This is a genomic window from Pseudomonas paraeruginosa PA7 (genome assembly GCF_000017205.1).
In the GTDB taxonomy this organism is placed as follows: domain Bacteria; phylum Pseudomonadota; class Gammaproteobacteria; order Pseudomonadales; family Pseudomonadaceae; genus Pseudomonas; species Pseudomonas paraeruginosa.
Genome location: NC_009656.1, coordinates 3,794,979 through 3,813,432 on the forward strand (window position 1 = coordinate 3,794,979; position 18,454 = coordinate 3,813,432).

Consider the following 18,454-nt stretch of genomic DNA (forward strand, 5'->3'; position numbering starts at 1 on the left):
TCTGCGACAAGGGCGGCAAGCGGACGCGGGAATAAAGTGAACATCTGTTCGCCGGACACTGTGACTTTCACCGCAACGCAACAGTCTATGACTAGGCTGCCGCCCCGACGCCGATACAATAACCCGGCGCGACGGCCGCTGGACGAACCGCCACAACCCTGCAGTTCAGGGATTTTTGAGGAGCTCGCATGACCAAACAACACGCCTTCACCCGAGAAGACCTGCTGCGCTGCAGTCGCGGCGAGCTGTTCGGCCCGGGTAACGCGCAACTTCCCGCCCCCAACATGCTGATGATCGATCGCATCGTCCACATCAGCGATGTCGGCGGCAAGTATGGCAAGGGCGAACTGGTCGCCGAGCTGGATATCAACCCCGACCTGTGGTTCTTCGCCTGCCACTTCGAAGGCGATCCGGTCATGCCCGGCTGCCTGGGCCTGGACGCCATGTGGCAGTTGGTCGGCTTCTACCTGGGTTGGCAGGGCAATCCGGGCCGCGGTCGCGCCCTGGGGTCGGGCGAAGTGAAGTTCTTCGGTCAGGTTCTGCCGACAGCGAAGAAGGTCACGTATAACATTCATATCAAGCGCACGATCAATCGTTCGCTGGTCCTGGCCATCGCCGACGGCACCGTCAGCGTCGATGGCCGCGAAATCTACAGTGCCGAAGGCCTCCGCGTCGGCCTGTTCACCTCCACTGACAGCTTCTAAGGGTTATCCGCATGCGTCGCGTCGTTATCACCGGTCTGGGCATCGTTTCCTGCCTCGGCAATGACAAAGACACCGTTTCCGCCAACCTCCGTGCGGGTCGGCCCGGCATTCGCTTCAATCCGTCCTATGCCGAGATGGGCCTGCGCAGCCATGTTTCCGGCTCGGTCGACCTGAACCTCGAAGAACTGATCGATCGCAAGGTATTCCGCTTCATGGGCGATGCCGCCGCCTACGCCTACCTGGCGATGGAACAGGCGATCAAGGACTCCGGCCTGACTCCGGAACAGATTTCCAACCCCCGTACCGGCCTGATCGCCGGCTCCGGCGGCGCTTCCACCCTGAACCAGATGGAAGCCATCGACACCCTGCGCGAAAAGGGCGTCAAGCGCATCGGCCCATACCGCGTGACCCGCACCATGGGCAGCACCGTATCGGCCTGCCTGGCCACCCCGTTCCAGATCAAGGGCGTCAACTACTCGATTTCCTCCGCCTGCGCCACCAGCGCGCACTGCATCGGCCAGGCCATGGAACAGATCCAGCTGGGCAAGCAGGACGTGGTCTTCGCCGGCGGCGGCGAAGAGGAACACTGGAGCCAGAGCTGCCTGTTCGACGCCATGGGGGCGCTTTCCACCCAGTACAACGACACCCCGGAAAAGGCTTCGCGCGCCTATGACGCCAAGCGTGACGGCTTCGTCATCGCCGGCGGCGGCGGCATGGTGGTGGTCGAGGAACTGGAGCACGCGCTCAAGCGCGGCGCCAAGATCTACGCCGAAATCGTCGGCTACGGCGCCACCTCCGATGGCTACGACATGGTCGCCCCGAGCGGCGAAGGCGCGATCCGCTGCATGCAACAGGCACTGGCCACCGTCGACGCGCCGATCGACTACCTGAACACCCACGGCACCTCCACCCCGGTCGGCGACGTCGCCGAGATCCGCGGCGTACGCGAAGTGTTCGGCGACAAGGCCCCGGCCATCAGTTCGACCAAGAGCCTGTCCGGCCACTCGCTGGGCGCCGCCGGCGTTCACGAGGCGATCTACTGCCTGCTGATGATGGAAGGCGGCTTCATCGCCGGCTCCGCCAACATCGACGAACTCGATCCGGAAGTGGCCGACCTGCCGATCCTCCGCGAGACCCGCGAGAACGCCAGGCTGGATACCGTCATGAGCAACAGCTTCGGCTTCGGCGGCACCAATGCCACCCTGGTCCTCAAGCGCTGGCAGGGCTGATCCCGCCATCGCCGCATGAAGCGCCCTCCGGGGCGCTTTTTTGTGCCCGGCGTTTCGCCTGCCAAATCGCATGAACGGCCTAAACCTCCCGTCTTGCCTGCCGATAGCCTGAACAGCCCTGTCCCCCCCTGCCCCCTGGAACACGCCACCATGTCTTTGCGCAGTATGCCCATCGCGACCCGTGCCGCCCTGAGTTTCGCCCTCATCACCCTGTTGCTGGTCATCACCGGGATCTTTTCCCTGAACCGAATGGGCTCGCTCAACGAAGCTTCCTCCGACATCAGCGACAGCTGGCTGCCGAGCGTGCGCGAGAGCGGCGAGATCAACGTCCTGCTGGCCGAACTGCGGCAGGTTCAGCTGGCCCATGTACTGGCCGCGGACGATAGCGCCAAGCGCTTCCTGGAAAGCCGCATGACGGAGATCGGCAAGGAACTGGCCGATCGGGAAGGCGCCTACCAGCGCCTGATCACCGGCGCCGAGGAACGCTCGATCTACGAGCGCTACCTGGCCGCCCGGCAGACACTGTTGCAGAGCCAGCAGACACTGGTGCAGATGTCGCGCGGCAAACCGCTGGAAGAAACCCGCCAGTACACCGAAACCACCCTGCTCGACCAGTACCGCGCCACCCAACAGCAACTGCAGGCGCTGATCGACTTCAACGCCAAGGGCGCCAGCCAGGCCAGCAAGACCTCGGACGAGGTCTACGACAACGCCTTCGCGGCGGTGATCGGCGTGTTGCTGGTCGCCGGCCTGGGCACCGTGCTGCTGGCCTGGTTGTTCACCCGCAGCATCACCCGTCCGCTCGGCGAAGCGCTGCGGGTCGCCGAAGTGATCGCCTCGGGCGACCTCACCAGCCGTATCGACACCAGCGGTCGCGACGAGCCGGCCAAGCTGCTGGTCGCCCTGCAGGGCATGCAGGCGCAACTGCGCCAGACCATCCAGCAGATCGGCAGCTCGGCGACCCAGCTGGCCTCCGCCGCCGAGGAACTGAGCGCGGTCACCGAGCAGGGCAATCGCTCGCTGACCCAGCAGAACGACGAGATCCAGATGGCCGCCACCGCGGTCAACGAGATGACCGCCGCGGTCGAGGAGGTCGCGCGCAACGCCAGCTCCACCTCGGACGCCTCGTCCGCCTCCGAGCAGTCGGCGCAGAACGGCCGCCAGCGCGTACTGGAGACCGTCCAGGCGATCCGCCTGATGAGCGAGGAGGTGGACAACACCTCGGCACTGGTCGGCGGCCTGGCGGAGAAGGCCCAGGACATCTCCAAGGTTCTCGACGTGATCCGCGGCATCGCCGAGCAGACCAACCTCCTGGCGCTCAACGCCGCCATCGAGGCGGCACGCGCCGGCGAGCAGGGCCGCGGTTTCGCCGTGGTCGCCGACGAGGTCCGCGCCCTCGCCCACCGGACCCAGGAATCGACCCGCGAGATCGAGCAGATGATCGCCAATATCCAGGACGGCACCGGTGCCGCGGTGGGCGCCATGGACAGCAGCAGCGTGCGCGCCCGCAACATGCTGGAGATCGCCGAGGCCGCCGGCCTGGCGCTGAACGAGATCGCCGAACGGGTCGGCCAGATCAACGAACGCACCCTGGTGATCGCCAGCGCTTCCGAGCAACAGGCCCAGGTTGCCCGCGAGGTCGACCGCAACCTGGTGAACATTCGCGACATCTCGCTGCAGACTTCCGCCGGCTCCAACCAGACCGCCGCCGCCAGCCAGGAACTGTCGCAACTGGCCATCGACCTGAACAACATGGTCACCCGCTTCGTCGTCTGAACGGCATGGTGCGCCGCCTCACGGCGGCGCACTTCCTCCGGTTGCCCGCCGTGGAGCCCGGGTTTTACCATGGAACCCGATCCCCACCGGAGCCGCCAAGATGGTCAAGCGCACCAGCCACAAGCAAGCCAGTTGTCCAGTCGCCCGTCCGCTGGACGTGATCGGCGACGGCTGGTCGATGCTCATCGTGCGCGATGCCTTCGAAGGTCTGACGCGCTTCGGCGAATTCCAGAAAAGCCTCGGCCTGGCCCGGAACATCCTCGCGGCGCGCCTGCGCAACCTGGTGGAACACGGCGTGATGGTGGCGGTCCCGGCCGAAAGCGGCAGTCACCAGGAATACCTACTGACCGACAAGGGACGCGCGCTCTTCCCCCTGCTGGTGGCGATTCGACAATGGGGCGAGGATTACTTCTTCGCCCCGGACGAGTCCCACGTCCGCCTCGTCGAGCGCGACGGCGGCCAGCCGGTGCCGCGCCTGCAGGTACGCGCCGGCGACGGCAGTCCGCTCGCCGCGGAAGATACCCGGGTCAGCAGGGACTGATCGACGGACGAACAGGCTAACTTCGGCATCCGCGAGCACTCCGTCGAAAACGGCGGACAACGCGGGCGGTCATTCGCCCCGGGGCAAGCTGGTAACCGGCCGCTGGCGCCTGTCGGTCAGGGCGAACAACGTTGCCGGTGTCATCCGCCGATACTCCACACTACAGCGCAGTCAGCGCAAGAAAACGAACACTTCGCCCGGCGCGCGCTCAGCGCACGTCGAAGGTCTTTTCCGCCAGCAGGCGGTCGCCCTGGAACACCATCAGTCGCCACTCGCCCTTCACCACCTCGTGCGGCTCGGTGAATTCGTAGGCCATGACATCGGTCGGCGCGCCCGGCACCAGCTTCTGCACCACTTCGAACCTGTCATGCCGCTGGCCATCCGGAGTGACCACGCCCGGGGTGAGGTAGAGCAGCGTCAAAGGCGTATCGCCTTCCTGCTTGCCGCTGAGCTGATAACGCATGCCGAACTTGGTGCCAAGCTTGGCCGGGACTTCGGTGGTCCGCTGGATGTTCTGCTCGCTGCGGGTCAGCACCCGCTCGCCGGGCTGGAAATCCTGGTAGCGGCTTTCGAACACGCCGTACTCGATGGGGCCGTCGATACGCACCTCGGCCTGCGCCGCCGCGGCGACGCCGGCGCCGAGCAGGAAGACGGAACGACTGATGCAAGAACGCATGAAGGACATGACTCACTCCTGGATGGGGCTGGCCGCGAGCCTATGACACCGGCATGACAGACTGATGACCGATCCGGGTTATTCGCCTCGCGGATCGGCCGGCTGGCGCGGCAGCACCGCGAGGAAATTGTCCCGCGCCACCTGGCGGGCGACCGACTCGGGCAAGGCGTCGAGGAACGGGTCGAAGCTCGTCATCAGCCCGGGCAGGCTGTCGAACTGGCCGACCACGTCGGAGCCGAGCATGAAGCGCTGCGGGAACCGCTCGACCAGCGCCAGCCACTGCGGGTCGGGCTTGCCCTGCTTGTCCAGCAGGTACGGGCGCAACACCGACCAGGACAGGTCGATGTACAGGTTCGGGTAGCGCTCGAGCAAGCGGCCCAGGGTCGGCAGGAGGAAATCCAGTTTCTTCTGGTGGCGATGGATCTCCATGCTGGTCCCGGCGTGGGCCCAGATGAAGCGTACATGTGGATGGTTGCGCAGGGGCTCCTCGATTTCCGCCAGGTACAGCGGGTTGCGCTCGCGCTTGGAGGTCACGTTGGCATGCAGCAGGACCGGCAGGTCGAACTCCGCGGCCAGGTGGTAGACCCGCGCCAGAGCCTCGTTGTTGGCCCGCGGGACATCGCCATAGGTGAGCGCGGTGAGGTCGTCGTGGCGGGTGAAGACCTCGCCGATGCCCTGCCAGAGCCCCGGGTCCAGCTCCAGCATGCGGCGAATGTGGGCGTCGGCGTTCTTGTCGGTCGGATTGAAACCGGTCAGGAACGGATGCACGCGCCGCCGTTGCTCGGCAGGCAAGGACTTCACCGCCGCCGCCACGATCACGTCGGTGGCGCTGTACCAGTAGGCACCGGCATCGTCGCCAGCGTAGTAGCGCGGTCGCTTAGGCTCGTCCTCGTGCCATTTCTTGGCGACCGCGATGCCACTGAGCATGACGTGTTCGACCCGGCCCTTGTCCATCGCCGCCAGCAAGCGCGGCATGCCTTCGCTTTCCTGGAAGAAATCCACATAGTGCACATGGGCGTCGCTGTAGCGATAATCCCTGGCAAGGGTCGTGGACGCCACCAGGGACAGGGCGAACAATGTCGAGAACAGGGCACGCGAACGGGAGCCAGCCATGGCATTCCTCCTGATAGGCCTGAGTGAACATAGACCGTCGCCGCTCGGCCGGGGTTCGCCGCAACGCTGGTTCGTCCTGTTGCTCGCCTTGCTGGCGTGGCACGCCGGGGCCGGTGAACGGCTGGTCTATCCGCGTCACTCCGAAGGACGCAATCCCGAACCCTATGTCGTCGAACTGCTGCAGCTGGCCCTGGCCAGGAGCGGCGGCGACTACCGTCTGGAGCCCAGCCCGCAACCCATGCCGCAATCGCGCGCGCAACTGCGCCTGGAGCAGGACGACCCGAGCCTGCAGGTGATGTGGGCGCAGACCCGCGACGACCTGGAAGACGCCCTCCTGCCGGTCAGGATTCCGATCTATCGCGGCCTGATCGGCTGGCGCCTCCCCCTGGTCAGCACCGCTCACAAGGAACTCCTGGCGCCCGTGCGAAGCCTGGATGATCTCCGTCGTTTCCGCTTCGGCCAGCGCCAGGACTGGGCCGACACCGCGATCCTGCGCGCCAACGGCCTGGAGGTGAAGACCAGCCAGAACTACGAGAGCCTGTTCCGCATGCTCGACGCCGGCCGTTTCGAGGTATTCCCCCGCGAGGTGGTGGTGGTCGACGGCGAGCTGGAAGACGCTTCCCGCGCCGGGCTGCACCTGGCGATCGACGAGCATGTGGTCCTGCACTATCCCGCCGCCTTCTATTTCTTCGTGTCCCGCCAGCGCCCGGAACTGGCCGACGCCATCCGTCAGGGGCTGGAGAAAGCCATCGATGACGGCAGCTTCGAGCGCTTGTTCGAGCGCCATTTCAAGACATTGCTGGGCAAGCTTGCCTTACAGAATCGAAGAATCATCGAACTGGAAAATCCTTATCTTCCTAAGAAAACTCCCTTTCAGCGCAAGGAACTCTGGTACCGTCCATGAGCTAGAATAGGCCTCACCTCACCACCGACGCCCAGCATGTCCCGTACCGCGCCATACCGCCTCGACGACCAGTTCGGCTTCATCCTGCGCCAGGCCAACCAGCGCTATGCGGCCCTGTTCGCCAGCGGCATCGGCAACGGTCTGACGCCGACCCAGTGGGCCGCCCTGGTCCGCCTCGGCGAGACCGGCCCCTGTCCGCAGAACCAGTTGGGCCGGCTCACCGCCATGGATGCCGCGACCATCAAGGGCGTCGTCGAGCGCCTGGACAAGCGCGGGCTGATTCTGCGCAGCGCCGATCCGGACGACGGTCGCCGCCTGCTGGTCAGTCTCAGTCCTGCCGGGCGCGCCGAACTCGAGGCCGGCCTGGCGGCCGCCCGCGAGATCAACCGGCAGGCCCTGGCGCCTCTTTCCCCGCAAGAACAGGAAACCCTGCGCGCCTTGCTCGCTCGCCTGCTCTGACGCCATTCCGGCGTGTCTTTTCTCCGCGCTTCGCCGATCGAACCTGCGCCTTTCGTCGTAGCCGCCTGCCATTGACAGTTCGCCGCGGGCGTCCATAGCATGTTTGTATACAAACAAATTCCCGCATAGCCGCACGCTACCAGGCACGGCCGACGGGATATCCGCCTGATGAACAGCCATGCCCCCGGCATGGGGAGAAACCGCCATGAGCGATGCCCTTGCCCTGACCGTCAACGGTCAGTCCCTGCGCCTCGATGTCGCCCCCGATACCCCCCTGCTCTATGTCCTGCGCAACGACCTGCAACTGAACGGTCCCAAGTTCGGCTGCGGCCTCGGCGAGTGTGGCGCCTGCACCGTGCTGATGGACGGCGTCGCCACCCGCTCCTGCATCACCCCGGTGGAGGCCGCCGTCGGCCGCCGGGTGGTTACCCTCGAGGGACTCGGCGACGCCGCCCATCCCCATCCGCTGCAACAGGCCTTCATCGACGAACAGGCCGCCCAGTGCGGCTACTGCATCAACGGCATGCTGATGACCGCCAAGGCGTTGCTGGATCGCAACCCGGATCCCAGCGACGGCGAGATCCGCCAGGAATTGGCCTACAACCTGTGTCGCTGCGGCACCCATGTGGAGATTCTCAAGGCCGTCCGGCGTGCCGCAGAACGCCTGAAGGACCGCCAGGAGGAGCACCCGGCATGAGCCTGGCCAATCCCTCGCGACGCGGCTTCCTCAAGGCCGGCGGCCTGCTGCTGGTCACCGTCAACCTGCCCGCCCCGCTGCTCGCCCTCGCCGAGCAGGGCGCCACCGACCTGCCGCTGGACCAGGTCGACTCGTTCATCGCCATCGCCGCGGACGGCAAGGTCAGCGCCTTCTGCGGTCACGTCGACCTCGGTACCGGTATCCGCACGGCACTGGCGCAGATCGTCGCCGAGGAACTGGACGTCGCGTTCGACCAGGTCGAGATGATCCTCGGCGATACCAGTCGCACGCCGAACCAGGGGCCGACCATCGCCAGCGCCAGCATCCAGGTCAGCGCCGTGCCGCTGCGCCAGGCCGCCGCCGAAGCCCGGCGCTTCCTCCTGCGCCAGGCCGGAAGCCATTTCCCGGTGCATCCGGACAGCCTGCGCAGCGAAAACGGCCAGGTCTTCGCCGCCGCCGATCCGCAGCGCCGGATCGGCTACGGCGAGTTGCTGCAAGGCCAGCGCTTCAACCTGAACATCGACGGCAAGGCGCCGCTCAAGCCGCGCAGCGAATACCGCCTGGTCGGCAAGCCGGTGCGCCGGGTGGATATCCCGGCGAAGCTGACCGGCCAACTGACCTATGTCCACGACATGCGCCTGCCCGGCATGCTGCATGGGCGAGTGGTGCGTCCGCCCTATACCGGCGCGGATGTCGGCGCCCCGCTCGGCAGCGGCCTGCTGGCGGTGGACGAAAGCTCGCTCGCCGGACTGCCGGGACTGGTCAAGGTGGTCGTGATCGGTGACTTCGTCGGCGTGGTCTGCGAGCGCGAGGAGCAGGCGATCCGCGCCGCGCGCCAGCTCGAGGTGCGCTGGAAGGACTGGCAGGGGCTGCCGCCGCTTGACCCCGACCGGCTCGAGGAGTCCCTTCGCCAGCACCCGAAGAAACCACGCACGCTGCACGACTCGCCCAGTCTCGACCACCACCTCGCGGGCGTCGCCCGGCCCCTGTCGGCCACCTATGTCTGGCCCTACCAGTTGCATGCCTCCATCGGTCCGTCCTGCGCCCTCGCCGAGGTCGATGCGCGACGCGTTCGCGTCTGGTCCGGCACGCAGAATCCACACGACCTGCGCACCGACCTGGCCAGGCTGCTCCGGCGCGATGCCGGGGAAATCGAAGTGATCCGCATGGAGGCCGCCGGCTGCTACGGACGCAACGGCGCCGACGACGTCAGCGCCGACGCCGTGCTGCTGGCGCAGGCGGTGGGACGGCCGGTACGGGTACAACTGATGCGCGAGCAGGAGCATGGCTGGGAACCCAAGGGCACCGCGCAACTGATCGAGGTTCGCGGCGGGCTCGACGAACAGGGCCAGGTGGCGGCCTACGACTTCGCCACCTGCTATCCCTCCAACGGCGCGCCGACCCTGGCCCTGCTCCTCACCGGGCGGATCCCGGCCACGCCACAGGTGGCCGACATGGGTGACCGCACCGCAATCCCGCAATACCGCTACCCGCGGATGCGGGTGGTGGCCAACGACGCGGCCCCCATCGTCCGCGCTTCCTGGATGCGCGGCGTTTCGGCGCTGCCGAACGTGTTCGCCCACGAGTCCTACGCCGACGAACTGGCGCACCTGGCCGGCGTCGACCCGATCGCCTTCCGCCGTCGCTACCTGGACGACGAGCGCGCCCTGGCGCTGATCGACGCCCTGGTCGCGCGCGCCGGCTGGCAACCGCGCACCTCGCCCAATCCGGCGCCTCGCGAGGGCGATGTACTGAAAGGTCGCGGCTTCGCCTACGCACGCTACTTCCACAGCAAGTTCCCCGGTTTCGGTGCCGCCTGGGCCGCCTGGATCGCCGACGTCGAGGTGAACCCGGAAAACGGCGCGGTGCGCGTCGCCAAGGTCTGGGTGGCCCACGACTGCGGGCAGATGGTCAATCCCGAGGGGGTCAGGCACCAGGTCCATGGCAACGTGATCCAGTCCACCAGCCGGGTGCTCAAGGAGTTCGCCACCTTCGACCGGCGCGGCGTCACCAGTCTGGAATGGGGCGGCTACCCGATCCTCGGCTTCCCCGAACTGCCGGAAATCGACGTGCTGTTGCTCGACCGTCCCGAACAACCGCCGATGGGCGCTGGCGAGTCGGCCTCGGTACCCAGCGCCGCGGCCATCGCCAATGCGATCTTCGACGCTACCGGGGCGCGCCTGCGACAGGTGCCGTTCACGCCGGAACGCGTACTCGCGGCGCTGCGCAGGACGCAGGCCTGATCCTTTTCCCCGGGGCGCCACGGCGCCCCGCGCAGTGGATGACTGACAGATGAAGAAGGCAACACGTATCGGCCTCTGGGCCACCGGCAGCCTCGTCGTGCTCGCCGCCATCGCCCTCGGCTACGCCTGGCAACCGGCCATCGCACCGCTGGACGGCGCGCCCGGCCCGTTCAGCACCGAGCAGATCGCCCGCGGCGAACGCCTCGCCGCCCTCGGCGACTGCGCGGTCTGCCATACCCGCGAAGGCGGTCCGCGCAACGCCGGTGGACGGGCCTTGCCGACGCCGTTCGGGACGATCTACAGCAGCAATCTCACGCCGGATCGCGCGAGCGGCATCGGCGGCTGGTCCTATCCCGCCTTCGAGCGGGCCATGCGGCATGGCGTGGCCCGCGATGGCAGCTACCTGTACCCGGCGTTCCCTTACACCGCCTTCACCAGGACTCGCGACGAAGACCTGAAGGCCCTGTACGCCTACCTGATGAGCCAGCCGGCGGTGTACAGCGAAACGCCCGCCAACCAGATGCCGTTCCCCTTCGACCAGCGCCTGCTGATGGCCGGCTGGAACCTGCTGTTCCTCGAGCCCGGCGCCTATCGCGACGAGCCGATGCGCAACCAGCAGTGGAACCGTGGCGCCTACCTGGCGGAAGGGCTCGGCCACTGCGGCGCCTGCCACTCGCCGCGCAACGCGCTGGGCGCGGAAAGGAGCGGCAGCGAGCACTTCGCCGGCGGCGAGGCGGAAGGCTGGACGGCACCCGCGTTGAGCGCCAGCTCGCCGGCGCCCATCGCCTGGAGCGAAGCAGCCCTCCATGCGTACTTCCGCCATGGTTATTCGGCCTATCACGGGGTCGCCAGCGGGCCGATGGCGCCGGTGGTCGGCGAAGGCCTGGCGCGGCAGTCGGACGAAGACCTGCGCGCCCTCGCCCACTACCTGGCGTCCTACGCCGCGGCGCCAGCCCGGGAAACCGACCAGCAGCAGGCCCTGCGCCTCAACCAGCAGAGTTACGGCCGCCTGCAACCGCCCAGCGGCAACGGCGCACGGCTGTTCGCCGGCGCCTGCCTGGCCTGCCACCACGACGGCGACAGTCCGCGCTTCTTCGGCGTACGGCCATCCCTCGCGCTGAACAGCAACGTGCACGCGGACAGCCCGGACAACCTGCTGCGGATCATCCTCGACGGCATCCACAGCCCGGCCACCGGCGACCTCGGCTACATGCCCGGTTTCCGCCACAGCCTCGACGACCAGCAGGTCGCCACGCTGGCCAACTACCTGCGCGAGCGCTTCGCCGGCAAGCCCGCCTGGCCGGACCTCGCTGCCAAGACGGCAAGCCTGCGCCAACAGGCGGCACCCTGAAGCATGCGGCTCAGCCGGGCAAGCGCAAGGAGCGGGCGAAGCAACCAGGGGTCTGGCCGAAATGACGCTGGAACAGGCTGATGAACGCCGAGGTGGAGTCGTAGCCAAGGTCGCTGGCCACCCGCGTCACGCTGGCACCCTCCTCCAGCGCGGCGACCGCGTTGAGCAGACGCAGGCGCTGGCGCCACTCGCGAAACGACAACTGGGTCTGCTCGCGGAACAGCCGCGCCAGGGTCCGTCGGGAAGCCCCCACCAGTCCCGCCCAATCCTCGATGCCGCGCGAATCGGCCGGGTCCGCCTGCAGTGCGTCGGTGATCCGACGCAAGCGCGGATCGACGGGCAGCGGCAGGGTCAGCGGCGCCTCGCGCAGGCGACCGATCTCGTCGGCGACCACCTGCATCAGCCGCTCCGCCTCGCCACCCGGCGGATACTCGCGGGGAAACTCCGCCGCCCGCGTCAGCAATTCGCGCAGCAGGCCGGAGACCTCCAGCACCCGGCAGGCGCCGGGCAACGCGTGGTCCAGGTACAGGCTGCGGAACAACACGGTGTTGCAGGCTTCTGCGGCATGCCGGACGCCCGCAGGGATCCATAGCGCGTGCTGCGTCGGCACCAGGTAGCTGCGGCGTTCGGTACTGGCGCGCAAGATACCGCTGGCGGCGTACATCAACTGGCCCCAGGGATGCTCGTGCATCGCTACCCGATGGCCGGCGGGCATCTCGAAGGCGCGCAGATAGACCGCGCACGGCAGGCTGCGGAACCCCGGCAGGTCGCGTTCTTGTCCCATTTGCGGCATCGGTTGTCCCCATCCGTCGAGTGAGCGGTGCGCCGTCGATGGTAGCGTGTCGCTCCCCGCAGACAAACCGGAGCCGCCGCATGAGCAGCCATCGCCCGCAACACCGCCTGTCCGTCCCCGACCTGCAGCACCGCAAGGGCGCTGGCAGTCTGGTCGTCTTGACCGCCTACAGCACGCCCATGGCGCGCCTGCTCGACCCGCATGCCGACCTGCTGCTGGTCGGCGATTCGCTGGGCATGGTGCTCTACGGCATGCCCAGCACGCTGGGCGTGAGCCTGGAGATGATGATCGCCCACACCCTGGCGGTCGTGCGCGGCAGCCAGCGGGCTTGCGTGGTGGCCGACATGCCCTTCGCCAGCTACCAGGAGTCGCCCCGCCAGGCCTTTCGCAACGCCGCACGCCTGCTGGCGGAGAGCGGCGCCCAGGCGGTGAAGCTGGAAGGTGGCGAAGAGCTGGAGGAAACCGTGGACTTTCTCGTACGCCGCGGCGTACCGGTGCTCGCCCATATCGGCTTGATGCCGCAGCGGGTCAACACCATGGGCGGCTTCAAGGCCCAGGGCCGCGATCCGGAAAGCGCCGAACGGGTGCGCCGCGACGGCCTCGCCATGCAACGCGGCGGCGCTTTCGCGGTGGTCATCGAAGGCGTCGGCGAACCGCTGGCACGCCGCCTGAGCGAGGAACTGGCGATTCCCTGCATCGGCATCGGCGCCTCGCCGGCCTGCGATGGCCAGGTGCTGGTCAGCGAGGACCTGCTCGGGCTCAGCGGCGAGCAGGTACCGCGCTTCGTCGAACGCTACGCGCGGCTCGACCGGGAAATCGCCGAAGCGGCCCGGCGCTTCGCCGAGGACGTGCGCGAACGGCGCTTCCCCGAGGCCCGGCACTGCTTCGCCATGCGCGAGTAGGTCGTCGGTCTCAGGCGAAGACTTCCGCCAGCAGGTCGTCCATCGCCTGGAAGGCACGGCGGGAGGTCCTGGCGTCATAGTGCATCTTGCCCGGCACCTTGGCATGCGGGTCGGTGAAGGAATGCACCGCGCCACCATAGCTGGTGAGCTGCCAGTCGACGCCGGCATCGGACATCTCCCTGGCGAAGGCCGGCAACTGCTCGCGCGGCACCAGCGGATCGGAGGCGCCGTCGAGCACCAGGACCGCGCCCTTGATGTTCCTGGCATCCGCCGGGTCCGGCGTGTCCAGGGTGCCATGGAAGGAGACGAAGGCCTTCAGCTCGGCGCCGTCGCGCGCCAGCTCCAGCGCGCAGCAACCGCCGAAGCAGAAACCGAAGGCGGCCTGGCGGGTCGCATCGACAGCCGCGAGCTTCTGTCCGCGCAGGGCTGCCAGCGCCGCCTGCATGCGCTTGCGCAGCAAGGCGCGGTCGTTCTTCAGCGGCATCATCGCCGCGCCCGCCTCGTCGCCGTTCTGCGGACGCACGTCCCTGCCGTAGAGGTCCGCCACCAGCACCACGCGGCCTCGCCCGGCGACCTGCCGGGCAATCTCCAGCGCGCCGGCGCTCACGCCCATCCAGTTCGGCGCCATCAGCAGGCCCGGACGCGGCCCCGCGTGGCTGGCGTCGTATACCAGTTGACCTTCGTACGGCTGCCCATCGATGTCGTAGGCGACCGGCTCTACACGAATCTCACTCATGGCTACTGCTCCTGCGAGAGTTGGAAAAGACAAAGCCCGCCGAAGCGGGCTTTGTCGGGGCTACTGCTTAAGCGGACAGCTCCACCAGCAGCTTGTTCAGTCGGCGTACATAGGCGCCCGGGTCCTTGAGGCTGTCTCCCGCGGCCAGGGCGGCCTGGTCGAAGAGGATATGCGACAGCTCGCCGAAGCGGTCCTCGTCCGGCTCCGCATCCAGCTTCTCGATCAGCGGATGCTGCGGGTTGATCTCGAAGATCGGCTTCGACTCCGGCACCTTCTGCCCGCTGGCCTCTAGGATCTGCCGCATCTGCAGGCCGAGGTCCTGCTCGCCGATGGCGAGGATCGCCGGCGAGTCGGTCAGGCGATGGGACACGCGCACTTCGCTGGCCTGCTCGTCGAGCACCTTCTTCAGGCGTTCGATCAGGCCTTCCTTGCTCTTGGCGACCTCTTCCTGGGCCTTCTTGTCCTCTTCCGAGTCCAGGCTGCCGAGGTCCAGGTCACCGCGGGCGACATCGACGAACGACTTGCCATCGAAGTCCGGCAGGTAGCTCATCAGCCATTCGTCGATGCGATCGGTGAGCAGCAGCACTTCGATGCCTTTCTTGCGGAACACTTCCAGGTGCGGGCTGTTCTTCACCTGCGAATAGCTCTCGCCGGTGAGGTAGTAGATCTTGTCCTGGCCTTCCTTCATCCGGCCGATGTAGTCGGCCAGCGCTACGCTCTGCTCGCCCGAGTCGCCGCCGGTGGAGGCGAAGCGCAGCAGGCCGGCGATCTTCTCCTTGTTGCCGAAGTCTTCCGCCGGGCCTTCCTTGAGGACCTGGCCGAAGTTCTTCCAGAAGGTCTTGTACTGCTCCGGCTCGTTCTTCGCCAGCTTCTCCAGCATGTCCAGCACGCGCTTGGTCAGCGCCGACTTCATCGAGTCGATCACCGGATCCTTCTGCAGGATTTCCCGGGAGACGTTCAGCGACAGGTCGTTGGAGTCGACCACGCCCTTGATGAAGCGCAGGTACAGCGGCAGGAACTCGTCGGCCTGGTCCATGATGAACACCCGCTGCACGTACAGCTTCAAGCCACGCGGCGCTTCGCGATGGTACAGGTCGAACGGCGCGCGGCCCGGCACGTAGAGCAGCGAGGTGTATTCCAGCTTGCCTTCGACCTTGTTGTGGCTCCAGCTCAGCGGGTTCTCGAAGTCATGGGCGACATGCTTGTAGAACTCCTGGTATTCCTCGTCCTTCACCTCGGCGCGCGGACGGGTCCACAGCGCGCTGGCACGGTTGACCGTTTCCCATTCCGGCTCGGCGGGCTTTTCGGCCTCTTCGCCATGGAACTCCTTGGGCAGCTCGATCGGCAGGGCGATGTGATCGGAGTATTTCTTGATCACGTTGCGCAGGCGCCAGCCATCGGCGAACTCCTCCTCGCCCTTCTTCAGGTGGAGGACGATACGGGTGCCGCGCTCGGGCTTGTCGATGGTGGCGACGTCGAACTCGCCCTCGCCCTTGGACGACCAGTGCACGCCTTCGCTGGCCGGCTGGCCGGCGCGACGGGAGTAGACATCGACCTTGTCGGCGACGATGAAGGCGCTGTAGAAGCCGACGCCGAACTGGCCGATCAGGTGCGAGTCCTTCTTCTGGTCGCCGGAGAGGTTCTTCAGGAAGTCGGCGGTCCCGGACTTGGCGATGGTGCCCAGGTGGGTCACCACATCCTCGCGGCTCATGCCGATGCCGTTGTCTTCCAGGGTGACGGTATTGGCCTCCTTGTCGAAGCTGACGCGGATCTTCAGCTCGGCGCCGCCCTCGAGCAGCTCGGGATTGGCCAGGGCTTCGAAACGCAACTTGTCGGCGGCGTCCGAAGCGTTGGAAATCAGCTCGCGGAGGAAGATTTCCTTGTTCGAATAGAGAGAATGAATCATCAGGTGAAGCAGCTGCTTCACTTCAGTCTGAAAGCCCAGTGTCTCTTTTTGGGTTTCCACGCTCATCGCTCCAAGCTCCATCAATGACATAAGCCGCGTACCACGGCGGATGTCCCCTAGGTGGGGCCTTCTCCCGGATTTTCAAGCGCTTATGCAAAAAAACCGTTCGCGCCTGCCGCCCCTAGCGCTCGAGCAGCTCGAGACGGGCGATCTCCGCCGGACGCAACAGGTAGCTCGCCTCCCCCGCCCCGGGCATTTCCCGGCGGATCACCAGCCGTCCCTCGCCGTCGAGGCCGGTGAAGCGGCCCTCGGCGATTCGTCCGCGCAAGGTGGTGGCCTTGACCAGGCGCTGGCGATAGCGCTCGGGCTCGACCTGCACCGTCTCCAGGTCCAGCTCCGCGTTGCGCGGCGCCGGCGGCACCTGCGGTTCGGGCGCAGCGACCAGGAGCGCTGGCGCCTGCTCCGCCGGCAGTTCGGCGAAGTCGTCGCCGCGTACCGCCCATTCCCGACGGGCGTTCCGCTCCAGCGTCAGCTCCAGGACCTCGCTCCGGCCGCCCACCAGCGCCTCGACGCGCAGCGGACGGGCACGGCTGGCCGCGCGCCAGGAGGGGGCCCGGACGAGGCTGACATCGCGATTGGCGAAGCGTCGTTGCAGGTAATCGCGCAGGACCAGCGCCACGGTATCGTCGGAGTCGTAGCCGAGGTCGACCTTGCCGTAACGGTAGCGCAGGCGGTCGGTATACAGTTCGAGATGACCGCTGAGGGTGGTGCGGTAGTCGCTCGGCAGGCTCAGGTGGAACTCCCCCGCCAGGCGGTTCGGCGCCTTTGGCTCGAGGTCCAGGTGCAAGGTGTAGCCCCGGGCGAGGCGACGGGCTTCGGGCAGGTCCTGTTCCGGCAGCAGCCAGCTCAGTTCGATTTCCGGTAGCGCCCCGCCGTCCTCCGGCAGCACATCCAGGCGCAGCGGACCGGTCGGCTGGGCCGGCAGGCGGATCTGCAACTCGCGCTGGGCATAAAAGTCATGGCCCTGGCGCAGGCTGAGCACGCCATCGATCAGTTCGCCGCTCTGCGGCATGAACGGTCGCCCGTTGAACTCGCCGCGCAGGACTATGGCCAGTTCCGCCGGCGGCTTGGCTTCCGGCTTCAGCCAGCGCAGGCTGAGGATAGCCTCCAGCCGCGCGGCGTCGTGGTTGGCCAGCAGGGCCAGGCCGACCACCAGCGGGATACAGCCCAGCGCGGCGAGCCCCACGCCCTTGCGCGCGGTGCGCCAGTGCACACCGATGTAGGCCAGCGTCACCGGCGGCAGTAGGCTGCCGTAGCCCCACAGCAGGCCGGTGCCGAAGGCCAGGACGATGACCCAGATATAGCCGGCGACCATCAGCAGCAGGCCGCCCAGTATCAGCAAAGCATCCATCGCGATTTCCTCAGGCCCGGCGGCGCGACGCGCCGCTCACGGCTCGTCCACCTTGAAGTGCGCCCGCGCAGTGGCGATCGGCTCGCTCTGGGTGCTCTGCCAGGCAGTGATCGCGACATTCGCCACCCGCCGCCCCTGGCGCCAGACCTGGCATTGCGCGTAGGTATCGCGGAAGTGCCCGGCGCGCAGGTAATCGATGGAAAAGTCGATGATCTTCGGCAGGTGCGGCATGCTCATGAAAGTCAGCAGGTGCAGCATCGCCGCGTGCTCCATGAAACCGGCGATGACCCCGCCATGGATCGCCGGCAGGGTCGGGTTGCCGATGTTGTCCTTGCTCGCCGGCAGGCGGAAGACCATGTCGTCGCCCAGGCGCAGGCATTCGATGCCGATCAGCCTGGCGTAGGGGATGAGCTCCAGCAGCGGGCTGTAGTCATTGTTCTGCCGCGCTTCGCGGACCAGTTGTTCGAGGCTGGCCGGGCTCATGCCGCACCTCCCTGCGCACCCGGCCTGGCGCTACCGGCGCGGGCGACGCCGCCCATGCGCATGAACGCGCCGACGACATGGGCGATCGGCTGACCGGGATCGTCCTGGTAGGCGAAGCCACGGGTGAAGATCACATTCGGCGTGACCCGGTAGCACTCGGCGAAGCCATAGACATCCTTGTTCGGCTCGGCGGGGTGCATGTAGTCGATGCGCAGGTCGAGGGTCGGGCAGATCTCGAATTCCGGCAGCACGCACACCGTGGAGATTCCACAGGTGGTGTCCATCAGGGTGGTGATAGCGCCGCCATGGATCACCCCGCTTTCCGGATTGCCGATGATTGCCTGGCTGTACGGCAGGCGCAGGGTCAGGCCTTTTTCATCCGCGGCCTCCACCGTCACGCCCAGCACCTGGCAGTGGCGCAGGGCCGAGAGAAAGCGGCGGGCGCGCTCGAGGAGGGGGTTTTCCGACATGACGGCAACCTTGCTAGGAATTTTCCGAAGGCGAATCATACCCTGCGACCAAAGCCCCGG

At 67.1% G+C, this 18,454-nt stretch carries 18 protein-coding genes; 10 read left to right on the forward strand and 8 right to left on the reverse strand.

Annotated elements, in window-relative coordinates; translation table 11 throughout:
* Nucleotides 1-188 precede the first annotated feature (188 nt).
* From fabA to bosR, 4 genes are all read left to right on the forward strand, one after another.
* Nucleotides 189-704 carry a 3-hydroxyacyl-[acyl-carrier-protein] dehydratase FabA gene (fabA, locus tag PSPA7_RS17400; protein WP_003087475.1) on the forward strand — a complete coding sequence of 172 codons (516 nt, stop codon included), beginning with the start codon at nt 189-191 and terminating at the stop codon, nt 702-704.
* Nucleotides 705-715: 11 nt separating this feature from the next.
* Entirely contained in the window at nt 716-1,933 is a 1,218-nt protein-coding gene (fabB, locus tag PSPA7_RS17405) for a beta-ketoacyl-ACP synthase I (RefSeq protein ID WP_012076279.1), read from the forward strand.
* Between the two features lie 150 nt (nt 1,934-2,083).
* Nucleotides 2,084-3,709, forward strand: coding sequence for a methyl-accepting chemotaxis protein (locus PSPA7_RS17410; RefSeq protein ID WP_012076280.1), 1,626 nt, complete (start codon nt 2,084-2,086; stop codon nt 3,707-3,709).
* 100 nt (nt 3,710-3,809) lie between these two features.
* Nucleotides 3,810-4,250, forward strand: coding sequence for a biofilm oxidative stress transcriptional regulator BosR (bosR, locus tag PSPA7_RS17415; RefSeq protein ID WP_012076281.1), 441 nt, complete (start codon nt 3,810-3,812; stop codon nt 4,248-4,250).
* A 208-nt stretch (nt 4,251-4,458) separates the two neighbouring features.
* Here bosR and PSPA7_RS17420 read toward each other — a convergent pair whose 3' ends face one another.
* Nucleotides 4,459-4,935: a DUF3859 domain-containing protein gene (locus PSPA7_RS17420; RefSeq protein ID WP_003149408.1), complete on the reverse strand. Its 477-nt coding sequence runs from the start codon at nt 4,933-4,935 to the stop codon at nt 4,459-4,461.
* Between the two features lie 69 nt (nt 4,936-5,004).
* Complete coding sequence (locus tag PSPA7_RS17425; RefSeq protein ID WP_012076282.1) at nt 5,005-6,039, reverse strand: amidohydrolase family protein; 1,035 nt, start codon at nt 6,037-6,039, stop codon at nt 5,005-5,007.
* Here PSPA7_RS17425 and PSPA7_RS17430 point away from each other — a divergent pair.
* From PSPA7_RS17430 to PSPA7_RS17450, 5 genes are all read left to right on the forward strand, one after another.
* Nucleotides 6,038-6,943: a substrate-binding periplasmic protein gene (locus tag PSPA7_RS17430; protein WP_012076283.1), complete on the forward strand. Its 906-nt coding sequence runs from the start codon at nt 6,038-6,040 to the stop codon at nt 6,941-6,943. The two genes, PSPA7_RS17425 and PSPA7_RS17430, sit on opposite strands and share 2 nt — an antisense overlap.
* A 36-nt stretch (nt 6,944-6,979) precedes the next feature.
* Nucleotides 6,980-7,402 (forward strand): MarR family winged helix-turn-helix transcriptional regulator, encoded by a 423-nt coding sequence (locus PSPA7_RS17435; RefSeq protein WP_012076284.1) that lies wholly within the window; start codon nt 6,980-6,982, stop codon nt 7,400-7,402.
* 205 nt (nt 7,403-7,607) lie between these two features.
* Nucleotides 7,608-8,099 carry a (2Fe-2S)-binding protein gene (locus PSPA7_RS17440; protein ID WP_003149402.1) on the forward strand — a complete coding sequence of 164 codons (492 nt, stop codon included), beginning with the start codon at nt 7,608-7,610 and terminating at the stop codon, nt 8,097-8,099.
* Complete coding sequence (locus PSPA7_RS17445) at nt 8,096-10,342, forward strand: xanthine dehydrogenase family protein molybdopterin-binding subunit (RefSeq protein WP_012076285.1); 2,247 nt, start codon at nt 8,096-8,098, stop codon at nt 10,340-10,342. The genes PSPA7_RS17440 and PSPA7_RS17445 overlap by 4 nt, the downstream gene beginning before the upstream one ends.
* 49 nt (nt 10,343-10,391) lie before the next feature.
* Nucleotides 10,392-11,693, forward strand: coding sequence for a cytochrome c (locus PSPA7_RS17450; protein ID WP_003149401.1), 1,302 nt, complete (start codon nt 10,392-10,394; stop codon nt 11,691-11,693).
* Nucleotides 11,694-11,703: 10 nt separating this feature from the next.
* Here the strand turns inward: PSPA7_RS17450 and PSPA7_RS17455 are convergent, their stop codons facing one another.
* Nucleotides 11,704-12,486: an AraC family transcriptional regulator gene (locus PSPA7_RS17455; protein ID WP_012076286.1), complete on the reverse strand. Its 783-nt coding sequence runs from the start codon at nt 12,484-12,486 to the stop codon at nt 11,704-11,706.
* Between the two features lie 80 nt (nt 12,487-12,566).
* Here PSPA7_RS17455 and panB point away from each other — a divergent pair, with 80 nt between their 5' ends.
* Nucleotides 12,567-13,388 carry a 3-methyl-2-oxobutanoate hydroxymethyltransferase gene (gene panB, locus PSPA7_RS17460; RefSeq protein ID WP_012076287.1) on the forward strand — a complete coding sequence of 274 codons (822 nt, stop codon included), beginning with the start codon at nt 12,567-12,569 and terminating at the stop codon, nt 13,386-13,388.
* 10 nt (nt 13,389-13,398) lie between these two features.
* Here panB and PSPA7_RS17465 read toward each other — a convergent pair whose 3' ends face one another.
* The 5 genes from PSPA7_RS17465 to PSPA7_RS17485 all read right to left on the reverse strand — a co-directional run bounded on the left by PSPA7_RS17465 (nt 13,399) and on the right by PSPA7_RS17485 (nt 18,394).
* A complete protein-coding gene (locus PSPA7_RS17465; RefSeq protein WP_012076288.1) occupies nt 13,399-14,124 on the reverse strand; it encodes a dienelactone hydrolase family protein in 726 nt (241 codons plus the stop codon).
* Between the two features lie 67 nt (nt 14,125-14,191).
* Nucleotides 14,192-16,096, reverse strand: coding sequence for a molecular chaperone HtpG (htpG, locus tag PSPA7_RS17470; protein ID WP_012076289.1), 1,905 nt, complete (start codon nt 16,094-16,096; stop codon nt 14,192-14,194).
* A gap of 115 nt (nt 16,097-16,211) precedes the next feature.
* A complete protein-coding gene (locus PSPA7_RS17475) occupies nt 16,212-17,441 on the reverse strand; it encodes a biotin protein ligase-related protein (protein ID WP_012076290.1) in 1,230 nt (409 codons plus the stop codon).
* Between the two features lie 36 nt (nt 17,442-17,477).
* Complete coding sequence (locus PSPA7_RS17480) at nt 17,478-17,924, reverse strand: PaaI family thioesterase (RefSeq protein ID WP_003149387.1); 447 nt, start codon at nt 17,922-17,924, stop codon at nt 17,478-17,480.
* A complete protein-coding gene (locus PSPA7_RS17485) occupies nt 17,921-18,394 on the reverse strand; it encodes a PaaI family thioesterase (protein WP_012076291.1) in 474 nt (157 codons plus the stop codon). The genes PSPA7_RS17480 and PSPA7_RS17485 overlap by 4 nt, the downstream gene beginning before the upstream one ends.
* Nucleotides 18,395-18,454 lie beyond the last annotated feature (60 nt).